Origin of the sequence: Kitasatospora sp. CB02891 (assembly GCF_002803145.1) — a bacterium.
GTDB lineage: Bacteria > Actinomycetota > Actinomycetes > Streptomycetales > Streptomycetaceae > Kitasatospora > Kitasatospora griseola.
The window spans coordinates 1,025,083-1,047,237 of record NZ_NNBO01000001.1; the positions used below are offsets into that span (position 1 = coordinate 1,025,083).

General features: G+C 75.2%; 22 protein-coding genes. 9 read left to right on the plus strand and 13 right to left on the minus strand.

Annotated elements, in window-relative coordinates:
- Window positions 1–3: 3 nt before the first annotated feature.
- The 8 genes from CG736_RS04810 to CG736_RS35930 all read right to left on the minus strand — a co-directional run bounded on the left by CG736_RS04810 (window position 4) and on the right by CG736_RS35930 (window position 8,141).
- Window positions 4–891 carry a type II secretion system F family protein gene (locus CG736_RS04810; RefSeq protein ID WP_100584835.1) on the minus strand — a complete coding sequence of 296 codons (888 nt, stop codon included), beginning with the start codon at window positions 889–891 and terminating at the stop codon, window positions 4–6.
- On the minus strand, window positions 888–1,865 hold the full coding sequence (locus CG736_RS04815; protein WP_100584836.1) for a type II secretion system F family protein: 978 nt from the start codon (window positions 1,863–1,865) through the stop codon (window positions 888–890). The genes CG736_RS04810 and CG736_RS04815 overlap by 4 nt, the downstream gene beginning before the upstream one ends.
- On the minus strand, window positions 1,865–3,466 hold the full coding sequence (locus CG736_RS04820; RefSeq protein ID WP_100584837.1) for a CpaF family protein: 1,602 nt from the start codon (window positions 3,464–3,466) through the stop codon (window positions 1,865–1,867). The genes CG736_RS04815 and CG736_RS04820 overlap by 1 nt, the downstream gene beginning before the upstream one ends.
- Window positions 3,456–4,904 (minus strand): hypothetical protein, encoded by a 1,449-nt coding sequence (locus tag CG736_RS36825; protein WP_198520347.1) that lies wholly within the window; start codon window positions 4,902–4,904, stop codon window positions 3,456–3,458. Before CG736_RS36825 ends, CG736_RS04820 begins: the two co-directional genes overlap by 11 nt.
- Window positions 4,904–5,536 carry an SAF domain-containing protein gene (locus CG736_RS04830; RefSeq protein WP_100584838.1) on the minus strand — a complete coding sequence of 211 codons (633 nt, stop codon included), beginning with the start codon at window positions 5,534–5,536 and terminating at the stop codon, window positions 4,904–4,906. The genes CG736_RS36825 and CG736_RS04830 overlap by 1 nt, the downstream gene beginning before the upstream one ends.
- A gap of 88 nt (window positions 5,537–5,624) precedes the next feature.
- Window positions 5,625–6,539 (minus strand): hypothetical protein, encoded by a 915-nt coding sequence (locus CG736_RS04835; protein WP_100584839.1) that lies wholly within the window; start codon window positions 6,537–6,539, stop codon window positions 5,625–5,627.
- Window positions 6,533–7,162 (minus strand): hypothetical protein, encoded by a 630-nt coding sequence (locus tag CG736_RS04840; RefSeq protein WP_100584840.1) that lies wholly within the window; start codon window positions 7,160–7,162, stop codon window positions 6,533–6,535. The genes CG736_RS04835 and CG736_RS04840 overlap by 7 nt, the downstream gene beginning before the upstream one ends.
- Before the next feature lie 142 nt (window positions 7,163–7,304).
- On the minus strand, window positions 7,305–8,141 hold the full coding sequence (locus CG736_RS35930) for a hypothetical protein (protein WP_043911262.1): 837 nt from the start codon (window positions 8,139–8,141) through the stop codon (window positions 7,305–7,307).
- Window positions 8,142–8,308: 167 nt separating this feature from the next.
- On the opposite strand from CG736_RS35930, the gene CG736_RS04850 reads away from it, so the two are divergent.
- The 3 genes from CG736_RS04850 (at window position 8,309) to CG736_RS04860 (ending at window position 10,966) form a co-directional block, all read left to right on the plus strand.
- The gene (locus CG736_RS04850) at window positions 8,309–8,728 is read left to right on the plus strand and encodes a pyridoxamine 5'-phosphate oxidase family protein (protein WP_100584841.1); all 420 of its coding nucleotides are present in this window, start codon (window positions 8,309–8,311) and stop codon (window positions 8,726–8,728) included.
- Window positions 8,729–8,863: 135 nt separating this feature from the next.
- Window positions 8,864–9,319, plus strand: coding sequence for a MaoC family dehydratase (locus CG736_RS04855; RefSeq protein ID WP_198520348.1), 456 nt, complete (start codon window positions 8,864–8,866; stop codon window positions 9,317–9,319).
- Window positions 9,320–9,643: 324 nt separating this feature from the next.
- Entirely contained in the window at window positions 9,644–10,966 is a 1,323-nt protein-coding gene (locus CG736_RS04860) for an MBL fold metallo-hydrolase (RefSeq protein WP_369879869.1), read from the plus strand.
- Between the two features lie 7 nt (window positions 10,967–10,973).
- Here the strand turns inward: CG736_RS04860 and CG736_RS04865 are convergent, their stop codons facing one another.
- From CG736_RS04865 to CG736_RS04885, 4 genes are all read right to left on the minus strand, one after another.
- Window positions 10,974–11,327, minus strand: coding sequence for a hypothetical protein (locus CG736_RS04865; protein ID WP_100584844.1), 354 nt, complete (start codon window positions 11,325–11,327; stop codon window positions 10,974–10,976).
- 52 nt (window positions 11,328–11,379) lie between these two features.
- Window positions 11,380–11,913 carry a TetR/AcrR family transcriptional regulator gene (locus tag CG736_RS04870; protein WP_043911254.1) on the minus strand — a complete coding sequence of 178 codons (534 nt, stop codon included), beginning with the start codon at window positions 11,911–11,913 and terminating at the stop codon, window positions 11,380–11,382.
- Between the two features lie 339 nt (window positions 11,914–12,252).
- Window positions 12,253–14,916 (minus strand): DUF6493 family protein, encoded by a 2,664-nt coding sequence (locus CG736_RS04880; protein ID WP_100584845.1) that lies wholly within the window; start codon window positions 14,914–14,916, stop codon window positions 12,253–12,255.
- Between the two features lie 133 nt (window positions 14,917–15,049).
- A complete protein-coding gene (locus tag CG736_RS04885; RefSeq protein WP_100584846.1) occupies window positions 15,050–16,354 on the minus strand; it encodes an SWIM zinc finger family protein in 1,305 nt (434 codons plus the stop codon).
- A gap of 105 nt (window positions 16,355–16,459) precedes the next feature.
- Here CG736_RS04885 and CG736_RS04890 point away from each other — a divergent pair, with 105 nt between their 5' ends.
- The 6 genes from CG736_RS04890 to CG736_RS04910 all read left to right on the plus strand — a co-directional run bounded on the left by CG736_RS04890 (window position 16,460) and on the right by CG736_RS04910 (window position 21,737).
- Entirely contained in the window at window positions 16,460–17,371 is a 912-nt protein-coding gene (locus tag CG736_RS04890; RefSeq protein WP_369879836.1) for an acyl-CoA thioesterase, read from the plus strand.
- A 76-nt stretch (window positions 17,372–17,447) separates the two neighbouring features.
- Window positions 17,448–18,077, plus strand: coding sequence for a TetR/AcrR family transcriptional regulator (locus tag CG736_RS04895; protein WP_157815412.1), 630 nt, complete (start codon window positions 17,448–17,450; stop codon window positions 18,075–18,077).
- Window positions 18,078–18,150: 73 nt separating this feature from the next.
- On the plus strand, window positions 18,151–19,806 hold the full coding sequence (locus tag CG736_RS04900; protein WP_100584849.1) for a BCCT family transporter: 1,656 nt from the start codon (window positions 18,151–18,153) through the stop codon (window positions 19,804–19,806).
- 324 nt (window positions 19,807–20,130) lie between these two features.
- Window positions 20,131–21,240 carry a hypothetical protein gene (locus CG736_RS04905; RefSeq protein WP_100584850.1) on the plus strand — a complete coding sequence of 370 codons (1,110 nt, stop codon included), beginning with the start codon at window positions 20,131–20,133 and terminating at the stop codon, window positions 21,238–21,240.
- Window positions 21,241–21,272: 32 nt separating this feature from the next.
- Window positions 21,273–21,449, plus strand: a complete 177-nt coding sequence (locus CG736_RS35935) for a hypothetical protein (RefSeq protein WP_157815413.1) — start codon at window positions 21,273–21,275, stop codon at window positions 21,447–21,449.
- A 75-nt stretch (window positions 21,450–21,524) separates the two neighbouring features.
- On the plus strand, window positions 21,525–21,737 hold the full coding sequence (locus CG736_RS04910) for a cold-shock protein (RefSeq protein WP_100584851.1): 213 nt from the start codon (window positions 21,525–21,527) through the stop codon (window positions 21,735–21,737).
- Here CG736_RS04910 and CG736_RS04915 read toward each other — a convergent pair.
- Window positions 21,727–22,143, minus strand: coding sequence for a hypothetical protein (locus CG736_RS04915; protein ID WP_100584852.1), 417 nt, complete (start codon window positions 22,141–22,143; stop codon window positions 21,727–21,729). The two genes, CG736_RS04910 and CG736_RS04915, sit on opposite strands and share 11 nt — an antisense overlap.
- Between the last annotated feature and the right edge of the window lie 12 nt (window positions 22,144–22,155).

Below are 22,155 nucleotides of genomic sequence, written 5' to 3' on the forward strand. Positions count from 1 at the left end.
GGGTCATTGGACGGTCAGCATCTGGTAGAGCGCGGGGAAGACGATCAGGACCGTCATCAGCAGGGTGAGCGCGGAGCCGGGGGCGACCATCCGTTCGCTGTCGGTGTTGGCCTTGGCGAGTTCCTCGGAGAGCAGTTCGCCGCGCAGGCTCTTGGCGCGGGCCCGCAGGGTGTCGTAGACGGCGGCGCCGTCGACGCCGGAGATCCGCATGATGTCGGCGACGTCCTGGAGCGGGGTGAGTCCCAACTCCTGGGCGAGGGCGTCGAGTCCGTCCCAGGGCGGGACCCGGTCGGTGGCCGCGCGTTCCAGGGCGTCGCGGATCCGGCGGAACACGGTGCCGCGGCCGGCGGCGGCGGCCCGGCGCAGGGCTTCGGCGGGTCCGCAGTCGGCGGCGCGTTCCAGCGCGACGAGTTCCAGGTAGGCGGCGATGCCGTGCAGGTACTCGGTGCGGGCCTCCTTGGCCTCGCCGGCCACGATGCCGTCGGGGACGAACCAGAGCAGGGCGCCGAGCAGCGGTCCGACCAGCACGGGGACGGCGAGCGGCAGTCCGTCGCCGAACAGGGCGGCCAGGGCGGCGAACCAGCCGGGCAGGGCGAGGCCGAGGACGGCGAACAGCACCTTGTGGGCCATGAACCGGGCGGGGCTGCGGCCGATCAGCGCGAGTTCCTGCTGCGGGATGCGGACCCCGGGCAGCTGGAGGGAGCGCATCCCGACCCGGTCGTACCAGGGGTCGGCGGGGTTCTCGGCGGTGTCCCGGCGCGGTTCGGGGGTGCGGTGCAGCCGGTCCAGGGCCTGGCCCAGGTCCGGTGGGGCGGGCCGGAGTTCGGCGAGCAGCAGGGCGAGGCCGCCGGCCGCGGCGGCGCCGGCCAGGACGGCCCAGGGCGAGATCATCGGGCCCCCTTGACCAGCGGGTCGGTGTCGTCGCCGGCGGCGGTGTCGGGGCTCTCCTCGCCGGTGCGCTGTCCGGGCATCCGGCCGGCCTTGGAGCGCCGGTCCTGTTCCAGGATCCGCGGCAGCGGGGTGTAGGAGGCCAGCGCGCGCATCCAGGCGATCACCAGCACGAACGCCACCGCGACGACGCCGAGCACGAGTTGGCCGATGCCGGTGGTGTAGGGCTGGGTGTAGCTGGAGTTGAACGAGCCGAGGACGACGACCAGCAGGATGATGCCGACCATCCAGCGGATGGTGGTGCGGTGCTTGGCGCGGTCGGCCTCGATGGTGCGGCGCTGGCGGACCTCCTCGCGCACCGACTCGGCCATGTCGGAGAGCGCCCGGGCCAGGCCGGGGCCGCTGTCGCCGGCCCGCAGCAGCAGTGCGGCGAGCACCTTGTCGGCGGTGGCGTCGGCGAGTTGGTCGGCGAAGGCGCGCAGCGCGTCCTCCGGGCGCCAGCGGGCCTGCAGGCGGGCGGCGAGGTCGGCGATCTCGGTCTCCAGGGCGGCGGGTGCGGTGCGGCGGCTGGTCACGATGGCCTGGTTGAGGCCGACGCCGAGCAGCAGTACGTCGGCGAGGCGCTGGGTCCACTCGGCGAGTGCCTCCAGGCGTTCGATCCGGCGGGTGTCGGAGCGGGTGGCGTCGAACAGCCAGGGCAGGCCGAACACGGCGGCGGGCACCAGCAGGGCGACCAGCGGGATGCCGGTGAACAGCCAGCCGGCCGGGCCGCCGAGCAGGGCCAGCGCGAGCTGGACGCGGCGCAGCCGGGCGATGCCGGGCGAGGCGGTGCCGGGCGCGCCGTACCAGAGGGTGTGCAGCCGTCCCTCCAGCGGGTTGGCCCGCTCGTCGGGGTCGCGCTGTCGCCCGGTCAGTCCGGCGGCCAGGGCCACCAGTCCGCCGGCGACGAGCAGTCCGCACAGCACGTACAGCAGCATCAGCGCATCCCCCCGATCCGCAGGTTCAGCGGCGCGCCCCAGGTCCCGTACGGGGAGGCGAGCAGTCCCGCGTCGAATCCGGCCCGGCGCAGGTCGTCCAGGCAGTGCGGCGGGGTGACGGGGACGGCCCGCACCTCGCCGAGTTCCGGGCGCGGCCCGAAGACGGTGTTCATCGCGGGCCGTCCGGACTCGCCGAGGCCGGCCACCTCCAGGACGTGCGAGACGAACCGGTGGCGGCGGCCGCCGACGGCGGTCTCGTCGACCATGGTGACGTGCACGATGAAGTCGATGGCGTTGGCGGTGAGCCGGTACGCCAGGCTGTCGGTCATGTGGGAGCCGTACTCGAGGCAGAGTTCGGCGATCCGGTCGACCACCATGTGCGGGCCGCGGGCGTGCAGGGTGCACATCGAGCCGCCCTCGCCGTTGGTCATCACCCGCAGCATCGGCACCACTTCGCCGGAGCGGACCTCGCCGACGATGATCCGCGACAGGGTCATCCGCAGGGCGGCGGGGATGAGTTCACCGATGGTCAGCTCGCCGGCGAGGCGGCCGTCGACGCGTTCGCCGTTGCCCTCGCGGGCCTCCATCGGGACGACCTGGCGCAGGTGGCCGAGGGTGTGCAGCCAGAGTTCGAACTCGGACTCCAGGGTGCCGATCCGCTCGTCGGGCGGGATCTCGGCGGCCATCGCGCGCAGCAGGCTGGTCTTGCCGACGCCCTGGGTGCCGGTGATCATCACGTTCTTCCGGGCCCGGATCGCGGCGGCCAGGAACGCGGCCAGGGTGGTGTCCACGGTGCCGAGTTGGACCAGGTCGCGGAGGGTGGCGCTGGCCACCCGGTGGCGGCGGATCGCCACGTACGGGCGCGGGGTGACCTCCGTCATCGCCTGCAGGCGCATGCCGCCCTCCAGGCGCAGCGCCAGCATCGGGCTGGCGGTGGACAGGCTGCGTTCGCCGCCGCCGTGCTGCCGGGCCAAGTCCTGGAGCAGCTCGATCAGCTCCTCGTCGGAGTCGGCGACCGGCGGGACCTGGCGCAGCGGCTGGTGCACCCGGGACACCCAGACGTCGTCGCAGCCGTTGATCAGGATGTTCTCGATCTCCGGGTCGTCCAGGTACGGCTGGAGCCGCCCGGCCCGGAACAGCAGGTCGTAGACGGCCTCGGCGAGGGCCCGGTCCTGTTCGCGGGTCGGCGGGATGCCGTGGGTCTGCGCGTACGCGTCGGACCAGCGGGCCACCGACTCCTCGATCAGCGCCCGCCCGCGCTGGCGCCGGGTGGCCCGGTCGGCCTCGGTGCCGGACGCCTCGTTCAGCCGGGACAGCTGCTGGTGCAGCTCGGCCGCGACCTGCCGCTTCAGCTCCCGGGCGACCTGCGGGTCCACGGCCGGCACCGCGCCGGCCGTGGCGAGCGCGGGCACGGCGGAGGGCACGGCCGCCACCGGCCCGGCCGGCGGCACGGGCGCGGCGGGCATCGGCGCGGGGACGGCCGGCTTGGCCCACGGCAGCCCGGCGGCGTCCGGCGAACCGCCGTACACCACCTGCCCGTTGACGGGCTGTTGCGGGCCGCCCGGGTACGGCGGCGGCCCCTGGTACGGGTTAGCGCGCACGGGGCACCTCCCCCGGGCCGTCCTCGGGCCCGTCGTCCTGTCCGGGGAACGGCGCGGGCGCGGGCGGCTGCGGCACCACCGGCGGCGCGATGTACGGCGCGGCGTACGAGATCTGCGGCTGGCTCTCCACCCGGATCGGCCACTCGCCGGTGAACTGCCCGCCCGGCTGCGGACGCGGCGGCTGGCCGAGCGGCGGCGGGACGGGCGAGGGCTGGACGGGCGAGGGCTGGACGGGCTGCTGGTGCTGCGGCGGGTACGGCTGCGGCCGGCCGGGCTGCTGGTGTACGGGCTGCTGGTGCTGCGGCGGGTACGCCTGGGGCGGGTACGGCTGCGGCGGGTACGGCCGCTCCGGGCGGCCGCCCACCGGTCCGGCTGCGAACGGCGGCTGCGCGAACGGGGCCCCGGGCGGCGGCGCCTGCGGGTGCGTCATCTGTTGGTGCGTCATCTGCTGCGAGGGTACGGCCTGCTGGGGCGTCGACGGCCGGGGGGCCGGTGCCTGGTAGGGCTGTTGGAGCTGCGGCTGAGCCTGCTGGGGCGGCTGCGGCGGGAGTTGGGCGGGCTGGGTCCTCGGCACCTGCTGGATCTGCGGCGGCTGCGGCGGCTGCTGGGCCTGCGGCGCCTGCTGGATCTGCGGCGGCTGCTGGGCCTGCGGGCCGAGGCGTCGGCGGCGGCCCTCGGCGTGGTGCTGGATCCGGTCGGCGGCGGTCCGCGCGGTGCGCATCAGCTCGGAGCGGATGAACCGGCGGTCGGTGGTGTCGCCGCCGTCGGACAGCACGCGCGCGGTGCGCGGCGCGTGCGTGAGGGTGCCGAGGACGGGCAGCTGGAACTGCCGGGACACCTCGTGGTCGGGGTAGGGGCCTTCGGCGACCAGCAGCAGCCCGAGGCTGTCCGCGCCGGTGCCGTTGGTGTCGAGGTCCTCGCGCAGCGCGGCCAGCCGGGGCCGGACCGCGGACAGTCCGCGCAGCGTGGTGCGGACGGTCGCGGCGACCACGTCGGAGCGCCGGGCGAGGACCGCCATCGGGCCGTTCGCGCCGGAGCGGCCGAGGTCGAGGATCACGTCGTAGCCCTCGGGGTCGAGCGCGCGCAGCGCCTCCACCAGGGGTTCCCAGGTGTAGGCGAGGCCGGGGGCCTGGGAAGGGTCGGTGAGTCCGGGCAGCAGCAGGCGCTCGCCGTTGCCCTGCGGGGAGACGTCCAGCAGCTGTTCCCACAGGGCCTGGGCGAGCAGTCCGCGCCGGTCGGCGACGGCCAGGTTGCGCAGTCCGTACACGGCGTCGACGCGGCCCTCCAGGGCGCCGGCCAGGATCGCGCCACCGTCGGGGTCGCACTCGACGAGCAGCACCCGGCGGCCCGGGCGCAGCGGCCAGGACAGCAGCAGGGCGAGGGCGCTGCTGGTGGCCCCGGGCGCCCCCGGCCCGCCGAGCACGGCCACCACGGTCATCAGGAGCCCCCGGCGTTTCGGGGTGCGAGGATCACCTGGAACTTGCCGCCGGCCACCCAGGAGGCCAGCCGGGGGCCGTCGCCGGGGCCGATGGCGACGTCGATGACGGTGGTGCCGTCGGTGTCGGCGCGGCCGACGACGGCGACGGTGGCGGTCATGGTGTCGGGGGTGCGGGTGTTGCCGTCGGGCTTGGTGCTGTCGGGGGTGTAGACGATCAGCACCTGGAGGCCGGGCTGGAGCCGGGTGGCGGGGAGTTGGGAGCGTTTGGCGGCGAGGCCGACGATCTGCTGGCCGGGCTGGGTGGCGGGGTCGCTGGTCAGGTCGGACTTGACCAGCAGGGCGCCGCGCTTGAGGTCGGTGGTGGCGCGCAGCCCGACGGTGTGTTCGAGGTCGCGGGCGTCCAGCGGGTGCAGTGCGGGGTCGCCGGCGATGTGTGCGACGACCAGGTCGTCGTTGCTTATCACCTGGCCCATCGGCACGTCGCGGGCCAGGGCCAGGACGGCGATCCGCTGGCCGCTGCTGTTGTACAGCACCGCGCCGCCCAGTCCCCCGGCGGCGATCAGCGCGGCCGCCATCGCCAGCACGGCGGGCCTGCGCCGGCGCGCCCCGAGGCGGCGCGGCGGGGTCGGCATGCTTCGGTTCTCCACCGCTTCGCGGCCTCTCACTCGTGATGGAACGTCAATGCTGGTGCGGCGGCCGGCGGTCCGGCCGCCGGGCCGGTCAGTTCAGCACCTGGACCTCGTTGACCGGGATCCGCAGCGTCAGTCCGGGGAACTCGCTGCGCCAGGTGAAGTCCGCCATGTCGATGTCGGTGTTGGCGGAGGTCTTCGCGGTGACCCGCCACAGCAGGGCGACCCGCACGGTGTAGGCGTGGTCGGCCATGGCGGCCGAGCTCCTGGCGAAGATGTGGCTGCAGCTGGGCGTCTGGCCGACGGCGAACGGGGTGCCGGGGTCCGCGCAGGTGAACTCCTGGGAGCGGCCGCCGGCGGGGCCGTCGTCGACGGACCAGACGACCTGCTTGAGCGTCACGGTGGTGGTCACGGCGTAGCCGGGCCCGGGGACGTCGTGGCTGATCGGGCCGGCGCTCTGCGGGGTGGCGTCGAACCAGAACCACACCGGGGAGCCGACCACGGCGTCGGTCTGCGGGGCGGCGTGCAGCACGGGCCGGGCGACCTTGATCTGGTCGAGGGCGTCGAAGGCGAGCTGCCGGGGCGTCGGGGGCTTCATCCCGCCGGGCGGCTGGGCGAGGAAGACCGAGCCGGGCGCCTCGTTGCCGAGGCAGGCCCGGTCGTAGATCGCGCCGTCCTTGCTGGTCTTCCCGTCCCAGACGTCCTCGGTCTCCAGCGGCTGGGGCTTCGCCAGGCGGTAGTAGCAGCCGCTGGAGAACCAGCCCAGGTCGTCGCGCCAGCACGGCACGGGCTGGCCGTTCCAGCTGCAGGTGTCGGAGCCGGAGCCTCCGCCGCCGCCGGTCGACCCGCCGCCGGGGGTTCCGCCGCTGCCGGGTTCGTGGATGCCTGTGCAGATGATGTCGTCGGCGCACGGCGTCACGTCGGCGCTCGCCGAGGGGACGAACGCGACCGTCAGTCCGATTCCGGTCAGTGCACAGAGCGCTGCGCGCCAGGCGGAGTTCAGCATGTCTTGGTCACCTCACGGGTGAAGTCGGCGATCAGCCAGCGATTTCCGTATCTCTTCAGGACCGCGGTCACGGGGTAGCGGGACGGCCGTTGTTGCGGATCCTTGATCTGCTGGGTGGCGGCGTCCACCTGGTGCCAGCCGCTGACGTCGAGGCAGTCCTCGATCGTCGCGGTGGGCGGACTGGCCTGCAGGTCGAGGGTTTTGACGAGGGGTGAGGTCTTCGGCGCTCCGGTCATCACGAGTTTCGCATCGTGCAGCTGGGTGAGCGAGAGCAGGGCCTCGCTGAGCGCGTTTCCGGTGGCGTACTGGCCGAGCGCCGTTCCGTCCGAATTCGATCGCTTGAACGCCTCGGTGCGGACGTCCCACCAGGCCTGATAGGCCGTCACCGCGGCGTGCGCCTCCAGCCCCTGGTCGCCCTGGTCGGGGACGGGGCTGCGATTCGGGTCGCTGCTCGCGGTGGGGGCGGCGGTGGCCCGGGGAAGGCCGGAGGCGGGGGTGCCGAGGCGGTCGGCGGAGCCTTTCTCGGTGCTTCCGCATGCCGTCAGGGCCGCCAGCAGGAATGGCAGAACCAGCCCGCTGATCCCAACCGCCTTAGGGCGCACCAGAATTCCGCGCTGCCGCATAGCCCCACCTTGTCGCGGCCGAACCTGTGGCGGGTCCGGACCGCGGATCTCGTCTGCCGTCCCCTGTGGTGATTCCGGGTCGCTCGGAGGTCGATTCTTCGCCAACCCGCCCCGGCACGGCAACACCCGGGGCGTCCTGACCTTACGCGGAAGGCGGATCCGTTGGGGCACTTTCTCGCCACAGAACAGCCAAAAGTTCATCGGAAAGCGGCAGTCCGGCGAGCGCTCCGCGCACGGCGGCCCGGTTGCGCATCAGGAGTCTCCCTCCGTCACGGGGCACCAGGAGTCTGGCCTCACCGGCCGACGCCGGTTCGCCCCAGCCGAGTTGGCCCTCGACGGCGGGCTGGAGGTCGAGCGGGCCGACGGCGGCGGGCGCGCCGGGCACGCCGTGCTCCAGCACCCGGCCGAGCGCCCAGCTGAACGAGCCCTCCGCGCCGGGGAGCACGCCGTCGCGGCCGCGCCGCCCGGCGCTCCAGCGGCCGATCCGGCCCCACAGCGGCACCCGGGAGTGGCCGAGCAGTTCGCCCGCGCCGTCCTCGCGCAGCAGCGCCGCCCAGGTGTCGCGGTCGGCGACCGCGTCGACGATCAGCAGGGTCTCCTCCTGCTCGCCGTGCACCATGGCGCTGGTGATCCAGTCCCAGGCGAGGCCGCGCCGGTAGGCGTTGTCGGGCGTCGACCCGGCGGTGACCAGGGCGACCCGGCGCCCGCGCGGGTCGGCGATCAGCTGGCCGAGCAGGCAGACCACCAGCCAGCGGGCCGGCCGCGCGGAGGCCTGGCGCAGCGCGGTGAGCAGCGTGTTGGCGTCGGCGTCGGCGGGCGGCATGCTGACGTTGCTGCCGCGGGTGCCGGCGTCGAAGGTGCGGCCGGGCAGGGCGGCGGCGAGGGTGCGGGCGCCGTCGGCGGCGCGGGCGGAGCCGCCGTGGCCGCGTTCGGGGCCGCCGTCCGCGCCGATCACCACCAGTTCGATGCCACCGCTCACCTGTACCGCCCCCTCGCCTGCGCATTCCGGCCACCAGTGAGTGCTGCGGCCGGATGCCAAGGTATCGCCGAGCGGTGTCGGCGCGCGCCGAATTCGGCCCGATGAGCCCCAGCTCAGGGACCATGGGCCCTGTTCGTGGGCGGTGCGGGCGGGGCACCATCGACCTTATGGACCGAGACGACCGGGTGGAGACCCTGAGCGAGGCCGAGTGCCTGCGCCTGCTCGGCGCCGTGCCGTTGGGGCGCGTGGTGTACACCGAGCACGCGCTTCCGGCGGTGCTGCCGGTGGCTTTTCGACTGGCCGAGGACGGGCGGCTGATCCTGGCGCTGCGCACCGGGACCAGGGTGGCCAGGGCGCTGGACGGGACGGTGGCGGCGTTCCAGGTGGACGATTTCGACCCGGCCGGCCGCTGCGGCTGGAGCGTGCTGGTGCACGGGCGCGCCGAGGTGGTGCGGGACGCGGAGGAGCGCGCGGCGCTGGAGTCGGACGGCCTGCGCCCGTGGATCCCGGAACCGGGCCCGGAGTACGTGGCGATCACCCCGGAGCTGGTCTCCGGCCGCCGGCTGATGCCCGATCCCGCGCTGTGATCCCGCCGGAGCCGGGCCGGCCGCCCGCGGCACGGCCGGCCCCGGCCCCCACTGACAGGTGACCGACGAGTAGGCATACTCTGCGGGGCGGCCCGGACGGGCCGCCCCTGCCCCGTCGCACCTGTGGAGCGCACCGTGACGACCTTCGCCTCGCTCGCCGATCTGACCGCCGCCGTCGGCGCCGAACTGGGCACCAGCGAGTGGCACACCGTCGACCAGGAGCGGGTGAACCTGTTCGCGCAGGCGACCGGCGACCACCAGTGGATCCACGTCGACCCGGAGCGCGCCAAGGACTCACCGTTCGGCGGGACGATCGCGCACGGCTACCTGACGCTGTCGCTGCTGCCGGTGCTCGCGAAGGAGTGCTACGCGGTGGAGAACATCGCGATGGCCCTCAACTACGGCTCGGACAAGGTCCGCTTCCCCGCCCCGCTGCCGGTGGGCTCGGCGGTCCGGGCGACGGCGGTGCTGGTGTCGGCCGACGAGGTGCCCGGCGGGGTGCAGGCGGTGGTCCGGTTCACCATCTCCAGCGAGGGCAGCGCCAAGCCGCACTGCGTCGCCGAGACGATCACCCGCTTCTACCGGGCCTGATCTGCGCCTTTTCACGCCTCCCGCACGGACCGTCCCGCAACCCGGGGCGGTCCGTTCTCGTTGGGCCGAACGGCGCGCCGACGGCCCGTTCGGTGGGTTTTGGCCGTTTGGAAAGGTAATGTCCAGGTTCGAGATGCGTCGTCCGCGCCGGGGTTCCCGGCTGCCCGGGCGGCGCCGTCCGGCCTGCCGTGGACCCGTGCGGGGCGCAACCGCGTTCCGCCGCCCCGGCACGCCGCCGTTCGGGTGTTCTACCGTGGAGGTGCCTTGTCCCGTCCCGTCTCCTGGCTGTTCCGCGCCGGTGAGCTGGCTGCCGAGGCCGGGCTCCTGCTGCGCGACGTGAAGCGCTCCTACCGGACCCTGCCGCGGGAGAGCTGGCACCGGGTGCGCACCGACGCGTTCGGCGCCGACCCGCGCGGCAAGCGCCTGCACCGGGTCTCCGGTTCGCCGCACTTCGTGGACGGCTCCTTCCGCAACCCGGTGCCCACCCGCCCACTGGCGTACGGGCACACCCCGCTGGCGCTGATGCGCACCAAACTGGCGGTGGACGGCGGCCGCCGCAGCCCCGCCGCCGCGGTGCCGGTGCACCGGCTGCTGCCGGCCGAGCTGTCCACCCCGCCCGAGTCCGGGCTGCGCCTGACCTGGCTCGGCCACGCCACGGTGCTGGCCGAACTGGACGGCGTGCGGGTGCTGTTCGACCCGGTGTGGAGCGAGCGGGTCTCGCCGTTCGACTGGATCGGCCCGAAGCGGCTGCACCCGGTGCCGCTGCCGCTGGCCGAACTCGGGCCGGTGGACGTGGTGGTGATCTCCCACGACCACTACGACCACCTGGACATGGACACCATCCGCACACTGGCCGCGGGCGACGCGGTGTTCGCGGTCCCGCTGGGCGTCGGCGCGCACCTGGAGCACTGGGGCGTCGAGCCGTACCGGATCGTCGACCTCGACTGGTGGGAGTCCGCCGAACTGGACGGCCTGCGGCTGACGGCCACTCCCGCCCGCCACTACTGCTCGCGCGGGCCGCGCCCCAGCGGCAAGTTCCTCTGGTCGTCCTGGGTGGTGGAGAGCAAGCGCCACCGTCTGTTCCACAGCGGCGACACCGGCTGGTTCCCGGGCTTCGCCGACATCGGCCACCGCTTCGGGCCGTTCGACGCCACCATGATGCAGGTCGGCGCGTACTCCGAGCACTGGCCGGAGGTCCACCTGACGCCCGAGGAGGCCGTGCAGGCGCACCGCGACCTCGGCGGCAAGGTCATGCTCCCGATGCACTGGGGCACCTTCAACCTCGCCCCCCACCCGTGGGAAGAGCCCGCCGAACGGACGGTCGCCGCCGCGCAGGCCGCCGGCGTCACGCTGGCCGTCCCGCGCCCCGGCAAGCCCTTCGAACCGGCCGACCCGCCGCCCGCCGCACCCTGGTGGCGCGCCGTCGCCGCCACCCCGGCCGGCGCCGACGTCCTCGTTCCCGAGGCCCCCTCCCCCGTCCCGGACACCCCGGCCGGCCTCACCGCCGCCGCCCCGCGCCCGGACGCGCCGCTGGCCGCGGCCAAGCCGGCCGCGAGCGCCGTCCGGACCGTCGAGCCGGAGGCCGCCGCGGCCGAGCACTCCTCCGGCCGCTCCGGCCAGGACGGCGGGCCCGTCCGGCCGGCCTGACGCCCGCTCAGTGCCGCAGTGCGCCCTCGACCAGGGCCACTGCGGCCCGCGGGTCCTCCACCTCGACGATCACCCGGGCGTAGTGCTCGTCCGCGAGCTCGATCACCACGGCCTTCGCCGGGTTCTTCACGTCCCAGAACACCAACTCGCCGTGCCGGCGGAAGCGGCCCGCCGTGATCAGACCCGGCCACTGGGTGCCGCCGACCTTGATGCCCTTCGGCTCCGACGCAACGCCCGGATCCGCGGTCGCGCCACGGACGTTGGCCAGCGGGATCTCTATTCGGCTCTTGATCGCCCAGAGCTTGTCCAGACCCTCGATCTCCACGACCAGCGTCCCGTTGTCGACAGACAGTCGAGCCATCTCGGTGAACCCTCCTCGTACGGTGTGTGCGAAACAGTGAGTCGACGGCCGGTCAGTCGGCCAGTCTGGCGGCCAGCGCATGGACCGCCGGGGCGGACGCCGCCGGCCCGAACGCCCGGTCCCGCAGCCGCAGTCCGAGCACGCTCGCCCCGAGCGCCCCGATCAGCGGGCTGTCGGCCGGCTCGCCGAGCACCGCCGCGAGCGCCCGCTCCAACGCCCGCAGGGCCTCCTCCACCAGCGCCGCGACGTCCGGGTCGGTCGGAGCCTGATGAACCGCGGCGGACAGCAGCAGCCCGGCCGCGGCCCCGCCGTCGAACCCGCCCGCCGCCTGCGCGAGCGCCTCCGCCGGGCCGCTGGTGACGGTCAGCGCCGCCACGGTGGGCAGCACCTCGTCCTCCAAGTGGTGCCGGAGCGCGGCGAGGTACAGCCCCCGCTTGCTGCCGAACACCTTGTACAGGCTGCCGCGGTGCACACCGAGGCCCTGTACCAGGTCGTCGACCGAGGTGCCGTCGTAGCCGCGTTCGGCGAACAGCACCGCGGCCCTCCGGATCGCCTCGGCCTCGTCAAAGGCGCGTGGTCTTCCCATGCCCATGACCCTAGACATTCGAGAACGATCGGTCAAGAACGAGCGTTCCAGAACTCGCACGGCGCGGAGATCCCCGTCACCGAGTGGGCCTGCACCGTCCACGACGCCGTCCCCCAGGACGCGACCTGCCGCCACCTCACGGTCGCCGAGGACGGCCGCGGCGAAGCCCGAACGATCCCCTTCCGCTGGGTCCGGCCCGCCGAGCTGGACCTCATGGCCCGGCTCGCCGGCCTGCGGCTCCGCCGCCGCTGGGACGGCCGGACCCGCGCGCCCTTCACCGGGAACAGCGCCCAGCACGTCCCGGTCCGAAAGAAGCCGGCCGCCTGACGGCCCGCGCCGTCAGGCCCGCTCCAGCAGTCCGGCCAGGACTCTCGCCTCCGCAGCCAGCTTGCTGCGCCCGCCACTTGTCGCGGCGGCCGTCACCGCCGGAATCTCCCCTCTCGCCCCTGCGCGGCGCGCGCACTCCACCGCTGCCGTCAGCAGCCCCGCCGCGCCCGTCGGCGGGCGGCCGTCGAGCAGCGCGGGCAGGACGCCGGCCAGCACCGTCCAGGCGAGCCTCGGCGCGCCCGCGTCGGCGAGTTCGGTGCAGGTGGCGGCGAGGCGGTTCGGTTTGACCGCACCCGCGCGCAGCAGTTCGCCGGTCTCGTGGCCGAGCAGCGTCGCGTCGAGCGCGGACTGCGCGGCCAGCAGCAGCACGGCGTCGACGGCGGCGGTGCGGTCCTCGGGGAAGGCCGCGCCGAGGCCGTAGGCGAGGGCCTGGTGAACGGCGAAGCCGGCCGGACCGCCCGTCTCGGCGAGCAGCGGGAGCAGTTGGGGGTGGCCGCGGACCGGCGACGAACCGGCGGAGTCGGCGAGTTGGCCGATGAGGCGGACGGCGAGTTCCTCGCGGTGGTGCGGCAGGACGGCGAGCCAGCGGGCGTCCGGCATGGAGTGCTCGACCTCGGAGCACCGGTGGAACCGCCCGGTGGGGCCGAGCAGCGCCCGGACCGGATCCGGCACTCCGCCCTCCGGCCGCACGCCGGGTGCGCCGGATCCGGGCACCCCGAGCATCGACAACTCGCCGTCACCGAGGCCGGGTTGGTCGCAGAAGCGGCGGTACTCGGTCATCCGCACCCCGGGCCGCGCCGTCCCGGCGGGGATCGGCGTGGCGGCCTGCCGGGGCAGCCCGCCGGCCCGCAGCCAGGCGGCCAGCCGCGCGCCCGCCGGGGAGGCGAGGCCGTCCGCCCCGGCGTCAGACATGCCGTCGGGGACGGTGCGCAGCAGGGCCTGGGCGAGGTCGATCGGGCCGGGTTCGAGGCCGAGTTCCTCGTACCGGCGAAGTCGCGCCACCAGCTCGCCGGGGTCGAGCGCGCCGTTCCGGCGGGTGGGGGTGGAGAGCAGCAGGGGGACGGGGTCGCCGGTCAGTCGCCAGGCGGTCTCCTCCAGTCGGGCCGCGATCAACCCGCCCACGCCGCCGCGCAGTTCCCAGGTCCGGAACGGGCTGGCCTTGGGCGTCGCCAGGGACCGCCAGGCCCGCTGCTCGGGCAGTGCGCCGGTGACGGCTCCGGCGAGTACGCCGAGCGTCCGCCACTCGTCGGCCACGAGGACGGGGGCGAGCGCGGCGGCGAGCGCCTCCCGGTCCTGCCAGGCGTGCCGGACCAGACCGTCCAGGACGCGTTCGAAGGCGACGCCGTCGCCGTCGCCGGCCAGCGCGGCGGCGAGCTCCTCGGCGACCTCGGCGGGGCTGCCGAGCGGTGCGGGCATCGCCACCGGTCGGGGCGGCTCGGGCAGCCGGTCCTGTTCCTCCGCCGCCTCCTCCGACTCGACGTGAATGCCGAGCAGTTGAGCCGCTGTCTCGGCGTGCGCGGGGTCCAGCGCGAGGGCGGCCGCCCGCAGCTCGACCAGCAACCGGCCGCGGCCGCCCGCGACATGGCGGCCGGTCACCTTCAGCGCCTGGCCCTGGAGTTGCCGGTCCGGGTGCCCGTAGGCCTGGGCGGCGGCCCGCAGCGCGAGCTCGGGTGCTCGCGCCGCCACCCGGTCCAGCCAGGCCAGTTGGGTGCGGACGAGCTTCTTCTCCGGCCGGGCGAGCAGCACCTCGGCGGCTTCGGCCACCGTCGCGTCGTCGAGCCGCCCGGCCCGGTCGAGGGTGATCAGGCAGTCCTGCGCGTATCCGGCGAGCGGCGAGGCGGCGTCCAGCAGGGCGGTCAACGCCCGCAGGTTGGCGAGGAGTTCGTCCTCGGACGGGGCGAGTGCGCGGACCACCGCGAGGTAGCCGCGCAGCTCCCCGGCCCCGCCGCCGCGCACCAGCCGGGCGAAGCCGCGGGCGACCAACTCCTCGCGGTCGACGACCTGTTCGTCGGCGAGCCGGGCGAGGACGCCGGGCCAGCGCTGGGCGTCCTCCTTGGCGACCCACGGGCCGGAGAGCTGCCCGGCGGTGTCGGCGTCGAAGACCAGCGGGGCGAGGACGGGGGTGAAGCTGTCCTGCACGAGCCGCGCGAACAGGTCGATGCCGGGCGGCAGTCGCGGTTCCCCGTGCCGGGGCCGCGGGTCGCCGCGGTCGGTCATCCACTCGACGACGAACCCGGGGTCGGTCGGCGGCGGGGTGTCGCTCGCGCGCAGCAGGTGCTCGGCGATCCGGTAGGCGGTGGACGGCCCCCAACTCTCGCGGTCACCGGGACGGCGGGCCAGCCGCAGGGCCACCTCCCGCTGCCAGCTGGTGTCCTGACCGTCCAGCAGGCCGCCCAGCGGCGGCCGGTGCCACCGCTCGACGCCCTCGAAGTCACCGGAGCCGATCCACTCGGCCGCACCGGACGGCGCGGTGTGGCAGACCGCCCCGGCGACCAGCAGGGCCGTCCCGGCCCCGGCCCGGGAGTGGATGCTGTCGCGCAGTTCACGCCGCAGCGCCTTCAGCCCGGGCACCTCGGCCCGCCGCTGCGGCGGCGTCAACCCACCCACCAGTCGGGCGACTTCGTCGAAGTCGGCACGGCGGATCGCCGCCACCAGGTCCGTCTCGGGCTGCTTCACCGCTGGTTCTCCTCGATCGTCGTCCGCACCGCCGCCACCGCACTGCACGCCCCCGGTCGCCGCGACGGCGGCCCACCAGCCGGACGTCCCCGCGCAGCCCGCAGCACCTCCGGTCGCCGCACTCCGCCCCGCCTCACCGCGTCCCCTCCGTCGCCATCCGCACCGCCAGCACATGGCTGCACGGCCCCCGGTCGCCCCGGTGCCGGGCCCACCAGCGGCAGGTGCAGCCGGCGGGGCCGTCGGCGTCGAGGCGGACGTGGTGGGCGTGGTCGCCGACGGTCACCACGCGGATGTCGCCGGCGCGCGGGCCGACGGCCCCGGCGGCGAGCAGGTCGCGGGCGCATCGCAGGCGGGGGTTGGCGTCCGCCACCCGTTCGGCGGTGTACGGGAGTTGGCGGTGGAAGTGGGCGGCGTCGGCGAGGTCGTAGCCGATCCGGCCCGCGGTGGCGAGGTGGGCGAGGGCGGCCCGGACCCGGTCGGGGGGCAGGCCGAGGTCTGCGGCGAGGTCGATCCGGGGCTCGTCGTCGAACAGCGCCTCCAGGATCTCGGCGTCGCCGGCGGCGGTCGGCACGGCCAGCAGGTCGAGCAGGCCGCCTTCGCCGGAGAAGCCGCGGGAGGCGTCGGGCGACAGGGTGAGGGTGATCCGGCCGCCGGGCAGGGCGAGTTCCCAGGCGGAGGCGGTGGGGCCGGTGGGCGTGCCGGGTGGGCCGTAGATCCGCAGGGCGACGACATGCCGCAGCAGCGGGCGCAGGGCGGCGAGCCGTTCGGGGCCGGGCAGGCAGACGGCGCCGGGGCCGGGCCGGGAGGTGGGGCGCAGCCCGCGGCCGGTGGGCAGGACCCAGCGGACGGTGCTGCGGCCGCCGGTGGGCAGGGTGCGCAGGAAGCGGACGGCTTCGGCGGCGGGCAGTTCGGCGCGCAGGTCGAACCGGGCGGTGCGGACCTGGGTCTCGGCGAAGCCCTTGAGCCAGCGCGTCGGCAGCGGCACCTTCCGTTCGATCAAGGTGTCCGCGCCGATGCCGACTTCGACCTCGTCCGCGCCGACGGCGAGGCTGAGCCGCTCGGCCGGGGCGCGCAGCCGCAGGGCTTCGCGCAGCGGGGCGCCGATGTCGATGTTCGTGGTGCCGTGGCCGGTGGCGGCGCCGTCGAGGCCGTCGGGGAGCAGGTCGAGGCGGGCGTGCACGCCGCCGCAGCCGGAGAAGGACTCGAAGCGCAGCCGGTCGCCGTCGGCGGTGACCACGGGGTCGAGCGAGGCGGCGGCGAGCGGACGGTGGTAGCGGGCCGCGGCCACGTCGGCGACGGCCAGCAGCGCGGCGGCGGCCGGCCCGGGGTGGCGCAGCGTGCCGTCGAAGAACGGTCCGTGCTGGGTGGCGAGTTCCAGCCGGTGCGGGCGCAGCGCGGAGGGCCTCGGGTAGCGCAGGGTGTGGACGGCCGTGGTCATGGACGGAACGCTAACGATCACCTCCGACAGGCGATCACCTCGGACAGCGCGACGTGACCCGTTCCACATCCGATCAACACTGCAACGTGTTCTAGCATGTGCCGCGTGACTCCGAACTCCCCGACCGACGCCCCCTCCTTCACCGATCTGCTCGGCATCGAGGAGCTGGACGAGAACCTGTTCCGGGGGCACTGTCACGCGGGTGCGCCGCTGCGGGCGTTCGGCGGCCAGGTGGCGGCGCAGGCGCTGACGTCGGCGGGGCGAACGGTGGAGCCGGCGCGGCGGGTGCACAGCCTGCACGGCTACTTCCTGCGGCCGGGCGATCCGCGCCGTCCGATCGTCTACCAGGTGGACCGGGCCCGGGACGGGAACTCGTACGCGACCCGGCGGGTGACGGCGCTCCAGCGCGGTGAGGCGATCTTCACCATGTCGGCGTCGTTCAAGCGCCCGGAGTCCGCGGGCGACCGTCAGCGCACCATGCCGCCGGTGCCGGGCCCGGAGGAGCTGCCGGACCCGTACCTGGCCTGGCAGCGCGACGCGCCGGAGGAGTACGAGCTGTCGGCGATCTTCCGCGCCCTGCGGATGCGGTTCGTCCCGGCCGGCGCGCCCGGCCTGCCGCCCGAACTGCCGGGGGTGCCGCAGCAGTTCGTCTGGCTGCGGACGGACGCCGGGCTGCCGGCGGACGATCCGCTGCTTCAGGTGTGCGCGCTCACCTACCTCTCGGACCTGACGTTGGCGTCCACCACGGCGCTGCACCTGCAGCCGCACCGGGTGCACCGGGTGGCGGAGTCGCGGGTGGCGCTGGCCTCGCTGGACCACGCGATGTGGTTCCACCGCCCGTTCCGCGCCGACGAGTGGCTGCTGTTCGCGCAGCGCAGCCCGTCGGCGTCGGACGGCCGGGGGCTGGCGATGGGCGAGTTCTACGACCGTGACGGGGTGCTGGTGGCGTCGGCCGTGCAGGAGACCCTGCTGCGCGAGCTGCGGCCCGGGGTCCCGGGGGCGCCGAAGTCGCCCTGAGTCGGGAGCGACCGTCACTGACCGGTGACCTGTCGCGTCATACCGCGGCGAGGGGCCGCCCCGTATCATGGTTCGGGTGACCAAGGTTGACCTGTCACCTCGTCCGGTGGAGGCGATGTCCCCCCGTCAGCTCGAACGCCGCGGCTCCCTCCTGTCCGCCGCCCTGGCCCTGGTGACCGAGATCGGCGTGGAGCGGCTCCAGATGAAGCAGGTGTCGGAGCGTTCGGGGGTGGCTCTCGGGACCGCCTACCGGTACTTCTCCTCCAAGGACCATCTGCTGGCCGCGGCGATGGCGGACTGGCATCGGCTGCTGCTCGCCGACCTGGTGGGCGAGGTGGGGGCGGGGCGCAGCGCCTCGCCGACCGAGCGGGCGGTGCGGTTCGTGCGCCGGGGGATGCGGGCGTACCAGCGGCAGCCCGAGCTGGCCCGGCTGCGGGTGGCGGTGGCGACGTCCACGGATCCGTTCGCCAGCGAGGCCCTCCAGGGGCTGGCCCGGGCGGACCGGGCGGCGCTGGGCGCGGTGCTGCCGGAGGTCCCGCCGGGCTCCGGGGAGTTGGTGCGGCACATGGTGGGGCACGCCTGGCAGGGCGAGTTGACGGCCTGGGTGACCGGCCGGTCCACCCTGGACGACGCCCGTACCCGGCTGGAGGAGATGGTCCGGCTGGTGCTGGGCCCGTACGAGCCGCCGCCGGTGCCGGCCGCCTGACGCCGGGCCGGCTGCGCGGCCCCTCGGCGTGCCGCCTACCGGCGGGCGGGCGTTTGTGGACATAGTGCCTCATATGCCCACGCCTTCCGAGCCCTTCGGGCCCTCCGAGCCTTCGACAGACCCTCGGCCGTCCGCGCCGGACGCCTTCCCGGTGGACCGGGTGGTGTTCGGCGTCGGCGCCGTCGCGGTGCTGGGGGTGGTCGCTTGGGGGGTGTTCGCGCAGGACTCGCTGAGCCGGACGTCCAGCACCGCGCTGTCCTGGGTGCTGCACTCCTTCGGCTGGCTGTTCGTGGTGGCCGCGGACGTGTTCCTGGTGCTGGCGGTGGTGATCGCGCTGAGCCGCTTCGGCCGGGTGCCACTGGGCCGGGACGGCGAGCAGCCGGAGTTCTCCACGCTGGCCTGGGTGGCGATGATGTTCAGCGCCGGCATGGGCATCGGCCTGCTGTTCTACGGCGTCGGCGAGCCCCTTCAGCTGTACGCGCAGCCGCAACCGGGCTCCGACATCGCGCCGCAGACGTCGGCGGCGGCGCAGCGGGCGCTGGAGTTCTCGCTGTTCCACTGGACGCTGCACCCGTGGGCGATCTATGCGGTGGGCGGCCTGGCGCTGGCGTACACCACGTTCCGCAAGGGCCGGGGCAACCGGATGTCGGAGGCGTTCGTGCCGCTGCTCGGCGAGCGCCGGGCGCACGGCTGGGCAGGCCGGGTGATCGACCTGCTGGCGGTGTTCGCGACGGTGTTCGGCTCGGCGACCAGCCTGGGCCTGGGCGCGATCCAGGTGGCCGGCGGCCTCGGGTACGTGACGGACGTCCGGGCCACCCAGGGCGTCGAGCTGGTGGTGATCGCGGCGCTCGGCGGGGCGTTCGTGCTGTCCGCGATGTCGGGTGTGCACCGCGGCGTGAAGTGGCTGTCCACCACCAGCGTGGTGCTGGCGGCCGCGCTGATGGCGTTCGTCTTCGTGGTCGGCCCGACGGTGTTCGTGCTGGACGCGCTGCCCTCCACCGTCGGCGGCTACCTGTCCGACCTGGCGGTGCTGGCCACCCAGACCGGGGCGTTCACCGACGAGGACTGGCTGGGCTCCTGGACGATCTTCTACTGGGCGTGGTGGCTGTCCTGGGCGCCGTTCGTCGGCACCTTCATCGCCCGGATCTCCCGCGGCCGGACGGTCCGCCAGTTCCTGATCGGGGTGCTGCTGGTGCCGAGCGGGGCGACCACGGTGTGGTTCGTGGTGATGGGCGCCACGGCGATCCGGCTGCAGTCCACCGGTGCGGCCGACCTCGTCGCGACCATTCCGCAGGGCGCGGACGCCGGGCTGTTCGAGATGCTCAAGTCGCTGCCGCTGGGCTCGTTGACCAGTGTGATCGCCGTGCTGCTGGTGATGCTGTACTTCATCACCTCGGCGGACTCGGCCTCGCTGGTGCTGGGTTCGCTCTCCTCGGGGGGCGCGCTGCACCCGCGCACCTGGCTGGTGGTGGTGTGGGGCGCGCTGATGGCGTCGGTCGCGGCGGCGCTGCTGCTGGCGGGCGGCCTGACGGCGCTGCAGAACGCCACCATCCTGGTGGCGCTGCCGTTCGTGCTGGTGATGCTGGCGCTCTGCCTGTCCCTGATCCGCGAGCTGCGCGACGACCCGGCGGCGGGGCCGTCGCGGATGCACGCGGCGCACGGGCTGCGCGACGCCGTCGGCACCGCCGTCGGCGAGGAATACCCCGGGCGGTCTCGCCCGCAGGAGTGAAACGGCCCCGCCGCCGGGTCGCGGCGGCTGTCCCGGCGGCCCGTGCGGCGTCTGGGCGAGCGGCAACTCGCCCGGCTTTACCAAGAGTTCGTAATGGTCAAAGCCGCCGCGGGACGGTGGCAGGCTGATCCGGGTCGGACTCCACGCCGCGCGGCGGGCCGGGCGGCCGTCATCCGCCCGCGCCCGCCGGTCCTCCACGCCCCGCGCCGCCCGGGAGCCCGGACGTCCGCCACCCGGACCCGCCGCCCGGGTCCACCCGCCCCCGCGCCCCGCTGCCTTTCCGCCGCACGTCCCGCCGAACACCCCCCGGAAGCCCCGCCCCCCATGCGCCCGCTCTGCACCGCCCTCGACCGCGCCCTGCGCCGCCGGCTCGCCGCCGCCACCGTGGCCGCCTGCCTGCTGGGCGCGCTGCTGCCCGCCGCGGCGGGGGAGATCCGGCACTGTCGGGCGGCGGGGGTGACGGTGCCGACGCTGATGCTGGTGGCGGCGATGTTCATCGGCGGGTTCGAGACCCGGGCCGCGGACGTCGGCCGGGCGCTGCTGCGGCCCGGGCTGCTGCTGGCGGGGCTGGGGGTGGCGCTGGTGCTGCGGGCGGTGGTGCTGCTCGGCGCGGAGCGGGCCGCCGCCGGGTGCTGGCCGGACGTCCGGGAGGCCCGTTGGCTGGTGGTCGGGCTGGCGCTGACGGCCGCGATGCCGGTCGCCGGCGCCGCCCAGACCTGGGGCGCCAGGGTCGGCGGGGACGCGCCGCTCGGCCTCGGCCTGGTCCTCGTCACCACGCTGCTCAGCCCGCTCACCACCCCGCTCGGCCTGGCGCTCGCCGAGGAGCCGGAGAGCGGCGGCCTGCGCCGGGTGCTGGACGCCCTCGCCCATTCCGACACCACCTGCCGGTTCATGGCGCTGTGGGTGGCGCTGCCCTGCCTGGCCGGGCTGCTGGCCCGCCGCGCCACCCGGGGTCTGCTGAGCGGTCGGCTGCGCGCCGCGCTGCTGCCCCGGCTGCGGCTGGCGGGTCTGCTGAACGCCCTCGCGCTGACGTACCTGAACGCGGCGGGTGTGGCCCGGGAGATCGTGCTGCGGCCCGAGCCCCGGCTGGTCGCGGTCGCCGCCGGGTGCGGCGCGCTGGTCTGCGCCGGCCCGTTCCTGGCGGGCTGGCTGGCCACCCGCCGCTCCCCCGCCGCGCCGGCGGCCCGCACCACGCTGACCCTCGCCTCGGGCCTGAACAACACCAGCGCGGCGGCCGCGCTGGCGGGCGCCCAGTTCGGCGGCCACCCGGCCGTGCTGCTGCCGATCTTCTTCTACGGCGCGGCCCAGCAGGTGCTGGCCTCGTTCCTGCCGGGCCTGCTGCGCACACCGGCGACTCCCCTGCCGACCTGCGGCGATCGGGTCGTGGAGGTTCCGACGCCGAGATCCCTTCCGGATTTCACCCGCGTTTGGTGACCGCGTAACGCCGCCCTGCCACGCTCTCTGCCATGAACGCCCGCACCATCGCGTCCGCCCCGGTTCTGCGCTTCCCGTTGCCGAAGCGCCACCGCCGGATGCTCGCCTGCGCCGCCGTCGCGGCCTCCGTCGTCCTGGGTTCCTTCGGCGTCGCCGCCACCGTGGAGACCGTCCGCCAGGGCCACGCCGTGAGCGCCGCGCAGCGCTGACGCTCGGCCGAACGAGTGGTGGGTCCCGGGGCCGCGGCCGATACTGAGGGTGACCGGCCCGAAGGGAGTCCCGCCATGGAGACCGGCACCGTGCGGTGGTTCGACATCCACCACGCCTACGGCTACATCACCCCGGACGCGGGCGGCCCCGAGGTCGCCGTCTACTACGACTCCGTCCTCGCCCCCGACGACAACCGCTTCCTCCACCAGGGCCAGCGCGTCCAGTACGACACCACCGTCCAGGAGTTCCGCCCGGTCGCCGAACACGTCCGCCCGCTCACCCCTTGACGCCCCCCGCCGCCTTCCCCGCCCGCCGCGCCCCGGCCCGGCCGACCTGACGCAGCGTCACCGGCAGCCCGATCACGACGGCCGCCTCCAGCGCGGCGAGCGCGAGGTGCCCGCCGCTCCGGCCGTTGGCCAGCGTGATCACCAGCGCGACCAGCCCGCCCGCCGAGGCGCCCAGCGAGGGCCGCCAGTCGTCGGTGCGGATCACCGTCCAGCCCAGCCCGGCGGTCGAGAACGCCGCCACACCGCAGGCGATGAAGTGGGGCAGGTACCCGTCGGGAACCCCGCACTGCCGCCGGCCCCGCGAGAAACCCCAGTCGCACCCCGCCTCGACCAGTCCGGTCAGCCCCCAGCCGAGCACCGCCATGACCGCCAGCCCGTACAGGGCGCCCCATCCCTTGCTCGTCATGCCCCGAGATCC